Origin of the sequence: Acinetobacter higginsii (genome assembly GCF_000369845.1) — a bacterium.
Classification (GTDB): Bacteria; Pseudomonadota; Gammaproteobacteria; order Pseudomonadales; family Moraxellaceae; genus Acinetobacter; species Acinetobacter higginsii.
The window spans coordinates 66,244-78,490 of sequence record NZ_KB850215.1 but is presented as its reverse complement, the minus strand read 5'-3'; the positions used below and the strand labels follow the sequence as shown (position 1 = coordinate 78,490).

General features: G+C 32.6%; 10 protein-coding genes. 7 read left to right on the top strand and 3 right to left on the bottom strand.

Going from position 1 to position 12,247, the window contains the following annotated elements; all coding sequences use genetic code 11:
• The first annotated feature begins 24 nt into the window (after positions 1-24).
• Positions 25-435, top strand: coding sequence for a VanZ family protein (locus F885_RS09265; RefSeq protein ID WP_005142114.1), 411 nt, complete (start codon positions 25-27; stop codon positions 433-435).
• Between the two features lie 266 nt (positions 436-701).
• Here the strand turns inward: F885_RS09265 and F885_RS09270 are convergent, their stop codons facing one another.
• Positions 702-1,403 carry an IS1-like element ISPa14 family transposase gene (locus F885_RS09270; protein ID WP_005317206.1) on the bottom strand — a complete coding sequence of 234 codons (702 nt, stop codon included), beginning with the start codon at positions 1,401-1,403 and terminating at the stop codon, positions 702-704.
• Positions 1,404-1,787: 384 nt separating this feature from the next.
• Between F885_RS09270 and F885_RS09275 the strand changes: the two genes are divergently transcribed.
• Genes F885_RS09275 through F885_RS09295 form a run of 5 tightly spaced genes read left to right on the top strand, consistent with a single transcriptional unit; the run spans position 1,788 to position 8,387 of the window.
• Entirely contained in the window at positions 1,788-3,059 is a 1,272-nt protein-coding gene (locus tag F885_RS09275) for an effector-associated domain EAD1-containing protein (RefSeq protein WP_112986303.1), read from the top strand.
• Between the two features lie 13 nt (positions 3,060-3,072).
• Complete coding sequence (locus F885_RS09280; RefSeq protein WP_005317202.1) at positions 3,073-4,182, top strand: GTPase-associated system all-helical protein GASH; 1,110 nt, start codon at positions 3,073-3,075, stop codon at positions 4,180-4,182.
• A gap of 2 nt (positions 4,183-4,184) precedes the next feature.
• Positions 4,185-5,141 carry a TRAFAC clade GTPase domain-containing protein gene (locus tag F885_RS09285; protein ID WP_005142130.1) on the top strand — a complete coding sequence of 319 codons (957 nt, stop codon included), beginning with the start codon at positions 4,185-4,187 and terminating at the stop codon, positions 5,139-5,141.
• Positions 5,134-5,985 (top strand): TRAFAC clade GTPase domain-containing protein, encoded by an 852-nt coding sequence (locus F885_RS09290; protein WP_005142131.1) that lies wholly within the window; start codon positions 5,134-5,136, stop codon positions 5,983-5,985. The genes F885_RS09285 and F885_RS09290 overlap by 8 nt, the downstream gene beginning before the upstream one ends.
• 5 nt (positions 5,986-5,990) lie before the next feature.
• Positions 5,991-8,387 (top strand): GAP1-N1 domain-containing protein, encoded by a 2,397-nt coding sequence (locus F885_RS09295; RefSeq protein WP_005142132.1) that lies wholly within the window; start codon positions 5,991-5,993, stop codon positions 8,385-8,387.
• A 482-nt stretch (positions 8,388-8,869) separates the two neighbouring features.
• Here F885_RS09295 and istB read toward each other — a convergent pair whose 3' ends face one another.
• Complete coding sequence (gene istB / locus F885_RS09300; RefSeq protein WP_005317197.1) at positions 8,870-9,625, bottom strand: IS21-like element helper ATPase IstB; 756 nt, start codon at positions 9,623-9,625, stop codon at positions 8,870-8,872.
• A 115-nt stretch (positions 9,626-9,740) separates the two neighbouring features.
• Between istB and F885_RS09305 the strand changes: the two genes are divergently transcribed.
• The gene (locus F885_RS09305) at positions 9,741-10,670 is read left to right on the top strand and encodes an IS5-like element ISAba10 family transposase (RefSeq protein WP_005313773.1); all 930 of its coding nucleotides are present in this window, start codon (positions 9,741-9,743) and stop codon (positions 10,668-10,670) included.
• Here the strand turns inward: F885_RS09305 and istA are convergent.
• Positions 10,648-12,189: an IS21 family transposase gene (gene istA, locus F885_RS09310; protein WP_005142168.1), complete on the bottom strand. Its 1,542-nt coding sequence runs from the start codon at positions 12,187-12,189 to the stop codon at positions 10,648-10,650. The genes F885_RS09305 and istA overlap by 23 nt on opposite strands.
• Positions 12,190-12,247 lie beyond the last annotated feature (58 nt).

The window sequence follows — 12,247 nt, the reverse complement described above, 5'->3', positions numbered from 1 at the left end:
TTTTCATACTGGAGTCCTTGCTCAATGAAAGCTCTAAGGTTTCTTCGAATACTACCTTTTACGGCCCTCGCTTTAGCCAGTATTTGGGCTGCTAATCGGGCGCCTGATGGTCGTCGTCCTCCGCAGATGGACTTCACCGTTACGTTTGAAACAATCACCAATGCGCTTACCAAGGTTCCGCACATAGCGTCCATGGTTATGCTGTTTATTCTTGCAGTACTCGCAACTGGCTATTCTCGCACTTGGCTTGCTGCCATACTGACATTTCTTGTGGGAGTGAGCTGGGAACTCGTTCAGACCACCGTAATTGGCCACAATCCTCGTGTTGTTGACCTGTTTCCCAACCTCGTTGGCATTATCCTTGCCTGGATCATCGTATCGGTATCATTTTTTCTATGGCGCTCATTCCGTTCCCGCTTTCCAACCTATCGTTGAAAACATAGTATTGAAGGTTTAGAAAGTTGGGCTAATCGGATTTACAATCGGTTAATTACTCTTTAATAGGAAACCAGCTCTTTACTTTGGAATTTGAGAATGTACTAGAATGAATTTCATGCGATCAATCACCAATTTTAAAATTGGTGATTGCCATCCACAATATATGTAATTCAAAAATATATTTTTTCTTATTTCATCAAACTAAAATCATTTTGGATGGAATAAGAAAACTATCAGGTGGTGTTTCAAAAAGTATGCTGACATTAAATGAAGCCATTATTGATGTAAAAAAAGGTTAAGTCGAAAGCTTTAAAATGGTTTTCAATCTTTTTTGAAAAATTACAACTCCTTCTAAAACCGCGCCTAATTCGATGCCTTATTTTGCAATTATTACCTTCAATACCTACAGTAAAAAATTTACCAATACTTTGCTTGCAGTTTTTAAAAGCAGTTATGAAACTGTCCCAATGATCACTTGCAATTCGGGTGTAGTGAATACCTAATTGTTTAAGCTTTGCCTTCAATCGTTGAACTGTAGCTAAGTCTCTTTTACCCCAAACATAAGCAACAATCTCACCTGTTTCTCGATGGTAGGCGTAAATAAGCCATTGTTTATTATTTTTATTTCCCACAAAAGTCCAAAACTCATCAACTTCAAGAGACTCATAATGACTTTGTTTAGGCTGAATTTGGTAGGTCGATTCGGTTAAAGTACGTAAAACTTTACCGATACTGATTCGCTCAACTTCAGCGATATCTCGAATACCACTACCTCTGACCATCAACTGTAATATTTTTCCAGTAATGCCTGAATGACATCCTAGATAGCTCAGAGCATGGCCACCAATAAACTGACGTTTACAGTCTTTGCACTGATAGTTTTGTTTCCCATCTACTTTGATGCCATTTTTCTTTATACTGTCACTGAGGCAGGTTGGACATTTGATTTCTAGAGTTATTCGCATTTCTCTATTTAATCAAAATTCAACCTGCTTTGTTTCAGCATACTTTTTGAAACACCACCCTTTTTCATTGATACAGGGACTGTTTTTGGGGGATTCTTAACAGTTTTAGAAATTTAAAAAGTTGTTCATTCGTAGTTAAGCTAATGCCATACATTTAATGCAATTAAAGGCCAGTCACATCGTAAAAATAAGAATATTTAAAAAAATAATTAACAGCGAGGCATATCAACGAGCGAAGCCCGACAATCAGAGTATTCTTAATTTTTTATCAAAGAAATCATAATGTTAATTAGATATCTATCCCAATAAAAAATTCCAAATATTGTTTTAAGAAAAGTGATTTTGTTATATGATTTAGTATTTCATGCAATACAATTATTAAATATGACTGATGTACTTATTATTTGTGCCTTACGCGATGAATACAATGCCTTACTAAAAACACTAGGTGGTGAAACCTCTTGGAAAGAAGAGGTTGTTGATGGATGGACTGTTGCTAAAGCAACTATAGCAAGTGCATCAGGCACTTTATCTCTAATGGCTACTTGGCAAAACTTTATGGGCCGAGAGCAAGCAATTGCTGCAACCACCTCTTTACTACAACAAGAAAAAAATAGAATAAAGTGCATCTGTATGACGGGTATTTGTGCAGGAAGAAGAGGAAAAGTTCATCTTGGTGACGTTATATTTGCCGATAGGTTATGGTCATATGATGCTGGTAAATCAGTCGTTATTGGAGGTGTCGAAAGTTTTCAAGGAGATCAACTCCAATTTAGACCTAATCCTAAAATTTTACAGAGAATGCAAAGCTTTAAGCTTGAAGAAGAAAAATGGTTAGAATTTAGACCCCAATACTCATTAGACTATCAAGAAAGATGGCTTATTTTACAGCTATTTGAAGGAATCCAACCATCTGATAATGAAATATTTAAGACGTATTGTCCTAGCTTCTCTGAAGTAATTAAACGTTTAAAAAAGCGTAACTGGATTACACCACAGGGATTTAATTTAACTGATGTAGGTTTAAAGGAAGCAGCAACATTAAAAGAGGAATATCTTTTTGGTCTCCCCAATGATCCTGATTTTTCACTCCATATTGCACCTATGGCAACTGGAAGTACTGTGAAAGAAGATGAGAACATATTCAATTACTTAGCTGATCGAGATATGCGTAAAGTCTTAGGGATAGATATGGAGGCAAGTGGATTAGCAGCCTTAGGCGAAATATTAGATATTCCTATCATAATTTCCAAAGCTGTTTCAGATTACGGTGATACTTTTAAAGATGATACGTATAGACATTTTGCATCGCGAGCCGCAGCTGAATGCTTGATCAAACTTTTAATAAATTGTTCTGATTTAATTCTAGGCAATCAAGAAATAAATGAACTTATTCCTGGAGTTTCTGCCTTATCTAATAAAGGTCTAATTAATGAGTTATCAACTTTATATTATGATGTAAATAGTATAAGAAGTATTTGGGTTAAATCAGGCGGTAAACCTTCAGATATTTCTAATATCTCAAATATTTCTGACCTCTGGTTTGAGTTGATACATAAAGCAACTAATGGGGCAAATGTTACTATTGATGATTTAATTAAAAATATTTTAGTAGATTTTCCTAAAAATAAATCTCTTAGCAAATATGTAAATTAAAAGGAATTATCTAATGAGTATGAGTTTTTTAGAAGCTTTAAATAAAGCTGGTTGCATTGATAAACAAATTACTGAAAGTGATGATCGCTTTGATAAAGTAAATGCTGCGGCTGAAAAGTTTGCAAATGATATGGAGCCAAATCTCTTAATTGATGGATTTCATTCTTTAATTAAAGAGTCTTTTTTTGAGACAAATGTGGCAATGCAATCCGCATATTCTACATTGAAAGAGTATTGGATAAATGTTGGTTTTATTTATCCTGATGAAAAGCCCCATAGATTACTTACAGCAATGGTTCTATATGCATGTGTGAAACTTGCAGAAAAGAATAATAGCTATGCATCTATGTTGGCATTAAACATAGTTGATATTTGGCCATATTTATCTGTTCATAACCCTCATATAATTCTAAGTAAAGAGTTAGTTGATGAATGGAACAAAAAACTTAATATTTATTCTTATTCTACTTATACAGAAAGTGTAGAAATTAAAGGATTAAAAAATAAAACTTTTAAGTCTGAAATTTTTCAAGCTGACGGTGAAGTTGAAGTCTCTGCTGAAAAAGTTGCAAAGAATTTTACAGATACATTTAAAGAATTAAATGATCAGATAAATTCTGTTTCCTCAGCATTAAAAAGTCCTTTTGAATATCAAAATGAGCAATTAAATATACTCTGGTGGTATGAAGCAAAGTATTCACAAAGTTTTTTTAAAAGCTATCGAGAAATCGATCCTTTACTTAATCCATTAGTAATGGCAATCGATCTATTACAACTCATTAAAGGATATCCAGCTCCTGTTAGTTCAACTTATATTTTAGCTGAATCAATTAACCAAACAGAAAATGCTAATTATGATACAAAGTATCCATTAATAGATATTCTAAAAAAAATTAGAGAAAATAAAGCGGAGCTATTGACTAAAGATATCTTTAATAATCTTGAACTTTCTTCGAATCAAAATTGCTTGAATATAAGAGATCTTATCGTTTCAGCATTTAAAACTGATATTGATTTAGAAACTTTAAAAAATCAATGTATTATACAAATTGACGAAATCTCTTTACCAAATCTAGCCAAAGCCATTTATAGACAAGAGCAAGTTTATAGATTTCAGGAATAAAAATGTATAAATGTAATAATCCAGAATGTGGTATCGCAGATGGTATAAGCTGTGAAAAAGGTCATCTTCATATGACTGATTGTGAAGATTTTATTAAACCTGAGGAAACCGATGAACAATTAGTCGAGGATACATCTAAATCTGCATATAAAGTTTTTTGGAGTGGAACACATCTAGGTTTTAAAGGTCTACAAAAATTATCCGATGTTCGGAAACCTTTAATTATTGGTATCGTAGGTCCAGCAGAAGCAGGTAAATCTACAATTCTACTCTCACTATATTTACAGATTTTAAGTGGTAAAAAATTAAAATTTGGAGATTTTTGGGCAAGTTATACTCTTGAATCATGGGAGGCCCTAGCAAAAAACTCTAGATTCGCCTCTCCCTTATCCTCACCAGACTTTCCTCCTCGAACACCAAGGGGAGATGCGAGAACACCAGGTTTTTTACATCTATCTTTTAGAGATGAAAACGATGGAATTCGAGATGTTATATTTATAGATGCTCCAGGGGAATGGTTCAATCAATGGGCAACTAATCCTAATTTAGCTCAAGGTGCAAATTGGGTAATAACTCATTCTGACTTACTCATTATAACTTCTGATTCAGAAAAACTTTCACACAAAGATGCTAAAATCCGTGGAAGCACCAGAAATGATATCTCAAGTATTTTTGATCGATTAAAAGACTATCGTTATGCAAAACATATTGCTTTAGTTTGGACTAAAGCGGAAGAAAACAATAATATCCCGAAAACTATTCGTGATTTAATTACTCGTAATCTTAATTCAATCAACTTCTGCTCAACGTCTAATCATTCTTGTTCAATAACACAACCAGATGAAATGTTTACTATAATTAATGAATTAATTTCAAATATTTCAGTAGAACATAAAGAAATCACTGATCATATTATTGGTAATTCTATATTTGAGTCTTTTAGAGGAAACCATGGATAAAACTAATTCTATTATGGTATTAGGAAAGCCAAATAGCGGTAAAACTGTTTATTCAGCTCAACTATATGGAAGATTAACTCGAGGCGTAGAGCAACAAATTGCTATACGTAATACTCCAGAAAATCTTGATATCTTTCAAGAAGCTCTAGAAAGGTTAGCTGAGGGTAATAATCCTCAAAGAACAACCTCTTCTCAGTTTGCGAATGTATCATTACCTTTAGTCATAAAAAATGAAAAAGAAGTAGATCTTACTTGGTTCGATTATGCTGGCGAACAGTTGACTCATATTTTTGAAAGCAGATCAGTAAATGAAAAATGGGCCGAAACTTTAATCAATGCAAATGGTTGGATGGTATTTATTCGCCTGAATGATGAAACTAAATATAAACATAAAATTGAGGATCTATTAACAAATCGAGATGTAATAAAAAAAGGAAAGACAAAACAAGAGGACACAGATAGTGTTGATGCTAACATCTGGTGGATTGAACTATTTCAAATCATACTTCATGTTTGTAATTTGAAAAGAAGTAAAAGAATTTCAAAACCTAAACTTGCAATTGTCTTATCTTGTTATGATCAGATCTCTAACTCAACTAGCACTACTACACCTAAAGAAATTTTTGAAAAAGAATTACCATTATTAAATCAATTTTTACATTCTAACTGGGAAAAAGATAGAATCTCTATATGGGGGTTATCTTCACTAGGCAGACCTTTAGATAAAAGATCACAAAATACTTTTGTAGATAATGGTCCTGAAAATCAGGGATGGATTATTTCTCCAGATAACCCTGAAAGAAGTGCTGATCTAACCTCACCTATAGTTTGGATTTATGGTTAATAATAATGGATAAAATGGCTTGGCCTAAGTATTTAGTATTTGGATATACTTCTCGAGGTCATAAACTAATATCTGAAACTGATATTGAATTTCCTATAGAATTAGTTAGTCTAACAGATATCCCCCCCAGCCAACCTTCAAGCTGGGAATATACCCTTAATTGTGGAACTATAGATACCTATTTCGCTATTTGGTATACAACACCAGATTTAACCCAAACAAGATCTGGCTCAGTAAAGAGTAACGTCGCAATCTGGCCCATCACTCATCTACTGGAACAAGAAGAAATTGATACGGTACTCAATCAATTAATGGGTAAAAATATCATAAATTTTTCTTTACCCCATGATGAATGTTTAACTATTTTAAATACATTAATAGACTCAAATTCTGTATGTTTAACGAACAATATTGAGCAATGGCCCAATATTATTAGTTTTTTATGGAAGTCTTTATGGCCAAAAGCACGTCAAAACTTATCTCTGCATTGTGTATTTAAAGAGCAAGATACAACATCTTTGTTAAACCCAATATTATACTGTGTATTAGGTAACTATGAGCTTTCTTGGACAGATAGATTTAGTAAAGTTAAAAGTCATAGTATACAAAACAGAAAAAACATTTCAGAATTTCTACTGAACAAACACAGTGAAGGTTTTTTATTTTTTAAAGAACTAATTTGTGACTATAACAACTTAAATGAATTAAGAATTGTAGAGAAAATAATAAACAATTATCAGGAGTACAAAAAAAATCCCAACATACCAAACTCTATTAAACTATTAAGAGCTAGTTTATCAACAGGTAAGGATAAAAATTCACTAATTATAAAATTAGTAGAGGAAACTACTGATTTTATAAATAAAAATATAAATAATTTAGATATTGATCAATTGTTTACTCTTGCCAATATTCCTTTACCTCCAGACTATAGCATTGATATATACAATTGGATGATCTCAAATCTAAGCAATAATTTTAATCTAGAAAAAATTGAAATTATCCTTAAAACAGCTAGTGAAAAAAAGTCTTATAAATGGTGGAGTGAAATAGTTTTAGCTGGATTTAGTCACAATATAAATAAAACCAATGGGTTAGCGTCTGAATACTTATCACTATTATCCAATCCTATCATTTCACAAATTATAGAAAATATTCTTACTGATAAAAAATCCTTTGAAGTTAAGTTGTGTGATAAGTCTCAATTTTCAGAAGAAAATATTACTAAAAACTTCTTAGATTTTTGCAAGAAAAATAATTGGTATCATGCACATGCATTAGCCGCAGGATACTTTTATGATGCTAAAGAATCTCTTACACATCAATTAACTTTCAATAACTCACAGAGCTTACAAACCTTGGTAGATAATTATCCTAATTCAGAGATAATTTACGCTATCATTGAATATAAAAATACCAGTATTTTAAAATTTGTAACAAATAGAATTTTATTAGATAAAAAAATATTAAACAATATTGACCTAGGTAATTACATTTGGCTTAAAGTATGGCTTAACTGTCTTGATATCGACAATAAAATTCTTCCAACTAAAGAAACAAAAGAATATTATATTCTCTATATTTTAAGTGAAATTATTAGCAACAATAATCCAGAAAAAATTCTCAACAAAATAATTCAAACTTTGCATATAGATGACGAAATCTCTAATATTTTTTTAAATTATGATAATAGAGATTTAATATGGTCACATATTGAAAACCCTCAAAAAAATTTAATACTTCATTCTGTAGCTGAGAAAATATTGACTCTACTAGCAGTTAAAAATATTAGCCAACCAGAATCATTACTTAGTCAAAAAATCATTCAACTTGCTCAACAAAAAAGCTCTTTACCTTTAAATACGATTATACAACTAATCCAATGGCGCTCTATAAATGAGGAAATTGCAAGATATCTACTTAGCCATGGAAGTTGGAAAAGTCAGGGAAATATGATTGGTATTATAATTAGCCAAAACAAGTGGAAAAACATTGCAAAAGATATCTATTCTTCTTATAAGAGTGGAGACAAGACATTTAAGGAAACTATTCCACATATTAAGGCCTTATTATCTAAGACAGAAAGACTTAAGTTAAAACTATTCGAGGCCAGAAGCTTTCCTACAAGAAATACGATTATTTCTCATCATGAAATTAATGAAATAATTATAGAGTTATGTGCGGAGCTTTTTGCTGACAGATTAAAAACTATATGGCTAAGAGCTGGTGGAAATGCTAGTGATCTAGTTACTAACGGCACCATTTACGATCAATGGGTTCATGCGATTAATGTAGCGTCTCAAGGTAAAATTCATAAATATCCAAAAAGTATTGCAAATATTTTATCTCAAGAATTTCCACGCAATGAAGATGTGAGAAATCTTGTTCAACTTCTAGGATAGGTCAAGCTTTTTTTGACCTATTCGCTAGGCTGTAAAAGCAATGATACTACTTTCATAGTCTATACATGCCCTATCTAAAGTTAAATAAAACTTAAAAAATTTAAAAAGAGCTCTTTTTTATTCCATACCAAAAATATTTTGACATTTACTTGTTTGGACATTAATTTGATATCAAGCATCGATACTATGCTTGTCAGTCCACCGCTCAATTTTAGTTGAGTTGGCGAATGTCCCCTTGTGATAATGTATATTTCTTGTCTTGAGATGAATATTCCTATCCTTATTGTAATGCCATAAGGGTGATGTGGGCTGCACAGTAAAAATGGCAAGCTATAAGGTTAGCACTTATGCAAAACTTAGTTTTCCCATCAGGATTGTCTGTTCAGAGAGCAAAAAAACGTGCCAAAGAACTTGTCAAAAGTGAACAAGCTGTATATCACACTCAAAATCTGCCACCCATTTCACTTTAAAATCTACCACTCTTAAAGAGTGGTAGTTGTATCTAGCATTACAGTTTTCCTCATTGAGTCACCATCTATTTCCAGTGTATAAGAGTTATGGATAATTCGATCTAGAATTGCATCAGCAATGGTAGGATCTTGGAATTTTGTGTGCCATAAATCATATGAGAATTGACTTGTAATAAGTAAGCTGCCGCATATTGAATAATTATCAATAAATTCTAGTAAAAGACTTTCTATTTTTGGAGGAATATTACTAAGACCAAAATCATCAATTATAAGTAAATCATATCTAATCAATTTTTTAATAAAAAGCTTTTCATTTGATTGATCTATAGCTTGTTCTAATGCTTCAAAAAACTCAGATGCTCTATAAAAAATAGTCTTATAACCTTTTTTACATGCTTCAGTTGCGAAAGCACATGCAAGCCATGTTTTTCCTACCCCAGTTGGACCTTGTATGCTCATGTTCTTATGTAAATTAATCCAAGTGCACTCTGAAAATCTATTAACAAATTGCTTTGATAAGCCACGACGTTCTATATCAAACTTAATTTCATCAATACAAGCATGAGGATATCTTAGATGCGCATTTCGTATTAGTCGTTCAGTGAGCTTTCGTGCCCGAGTTAACAACTCGGTTTTACAAGCATCAATCATAGCTTCTTCAAAATTGATTTCACCTGAATAAACAGCATCAATATTAGAATCTAATGATTGAGTAAAACCATGCAATTTCAACTGTGCAAGTAATGTTGATAAATGAGGATTTAACATTTATTTATCCCCTTTATAATAACTGGAACCACGCAGATTTTTATGTTCTTTTACAACATCTTGTTGATCAAACTGGCTTTGTTGCATAAATAAATTTCATCCCCATACATGTTAGATGAATACACAATCAAAAAGCCGATACAAAACAACGAACTGGTCTGAGTACAATCAGGCTTTACGTCAACGGGGTGCTTTCACCATTTGGTTTGATCCCCAAATGCAATGGTCTGCAACACCTACTGGAAAAAAAGGACGTCAACCTACCTACACTGATATAGCAATTCAATTTGCCCTCACGATACGAAACCTGTTCCAACTGGCTTTACGCCAAACACAAGGTTTCATTCAAAGCCTTTTTCAAATGGCTCACCTCGACTGGAATGTTCCAGACTTCTCAACATTGAGTCGGCGAGCAGATAAGCTCCAGCCACTTCTACATAAATCAGCAAAAAATCCACAGGAAGACTTGCATATTTTAGTTGATAGCACAGGGATCAAAGTTACAGGTGATGGGGAATGGGTGCGTAAAAAATATGGCGTAAACCAACATCGTCAATGGCTGAAATTACATCTCGCGACAGATGCAAACAGTGGAGAAATACAAGCGGTTGAAGTCACGACCTGCCAATATGGTGATGCTGAAATGCTCCAACCTCTTTTAGATCAAATTGATGAACCCATTGCATCTGTCACGGCTGATGGTGCTTATGACACAGTGAATTGTTATGATGCGATTTTGAAACGGCAAGCAAATGTAATTATCCCTCCTCGTTCCAATGCTGCTTTATGGGCAGAAAATGAAATTGGTAAAGCAAGGAATCATGCAGTACAAGGCTGTTGGGACAGGGGTCAAAAGCAGTGGAAACGAGATATTGGTTATCATCGACGATCCCGAATAGAGGCTAAAATGTTTGCCTTGAAACGACTTGGACAAGGTGTATCTAGTCGATGCTTTAATCGTCAGGTGGTTGATTTGCAAATAAGAGTCGATATTTTGAATAAATTTACTCAACTTGGTACAGCTAAAACGGTGGCTGTTGCATAAATATCTGAAGATTAGACAACTCTACCTTTCGTCTATTTGTGCAACAAAGCCGATCAAACTCCAAATATGATCTTGATTCAATAATGGACTTTAATCTAGCCAAATTTTCTATTTTTAATTTATAGGCATAACATAAGGCCTGTTCAAGTCGATCAATGAATTGTTTACTATTAACCCAACTTCTGAAATCAAATAAATAATTTAAGTTGTTGTATAAATTTGAGTTTTTACAAATAATCATATTACAGTAATTGAACGTGTTAGTGCCAATTGATTGGGACCAATTTAAAATACTTTCCTTCGATAGATAATCTGTAGTTCTATGATTCTCCGTTTTATGTTCATAAAATGTAGAGATTTTTCCTTCGCCTTGAAGAAGCGTATGTTGAGCGATTAGTTTTTTATCTTGATAGATATATAGCTGATTATCTAAAATTTTTAGCTCAACTTTTTCTCTAATATACTGATGAGGAACAGAGTAAGAATTGTTCAAATATTTCACATGATAATCAGAAGGTACTATTGTTTTCGAATATTCATTCAATACTTTGTATTTGATTAAAGGTAAGGGTCTAAGTAATTTTTTTTCATGCTCAAGAAATATAGCCATCCGACCCTGCGAAAAAGTTTTAGTTTTTTTATGATTATAACAATCCACCATATATTCAAGTCTTTCATTCAAAGCCTTTATACTTGTAAATTTTTCATGACGTATTCTCATTAAAATCTGCTTTTGTACAATATTCACGGCATTTTCACTGACTGCTTTATCTCTTGGTTTCCGTGGTCGAGCTGGCAGAACATTAATTTTATGAAATTCTAAAAATTCTTGAAAATATGGATTAACTTCAACGATTCGATTTCTATGTTTGGTAATTAATGCTTTAGCATTGTCACAAACAATAGTTTGAGGAATACCATCAATTTTATCAAACATTTGAGAGCATCCTCGAATCCAATCTTCGGTTTTTTGTGATTCCGTGGCATAAGCAAAAATTAAACTAGAAAAAGGTAAAGCCCCAACAAAAATATTGGCATTTATTACATCACCATTAAATAAGTCAATATCTACAAGATCCCCACTGTAATCAATTTGTACTATTTCACCCGGATAATATTCTTGCTTCATTGGAATGTCTTTTTGTTTTTGTGCTTGTTTTATTAGTTCACAAAACCGTGTGTATCCAACACCATTTCCATGAGTTTTCAATCTATATTCTTCCCAAAGAATAGCCTTTGTAAGTCCTTTATACGTAGCTAACTCACTACATATCGCTTCGCAGTCAGGTTGTGACTTTTTGATACGTTTTATTGAGCGATTAATTTTTAATTTTTGTTCTAATTCTGAATTGTTTAGTTTAGTAAAATCTTCATAAGTTAATTCTGTCAAAATTAGTAAGGACTTGATTTTTGATACAGTTTCACGAGAGATTTCTACAATTTTAGCTATTTCTCGATTGCTTTTATGACTAAATATATAGCTAATTACTAGCCTAATTTTTTCAATAGATGTGTTCATAATTATACCTCAGAATAAAAAATGAGGCAGAAAACACCCTACAACATTGATTAGAATA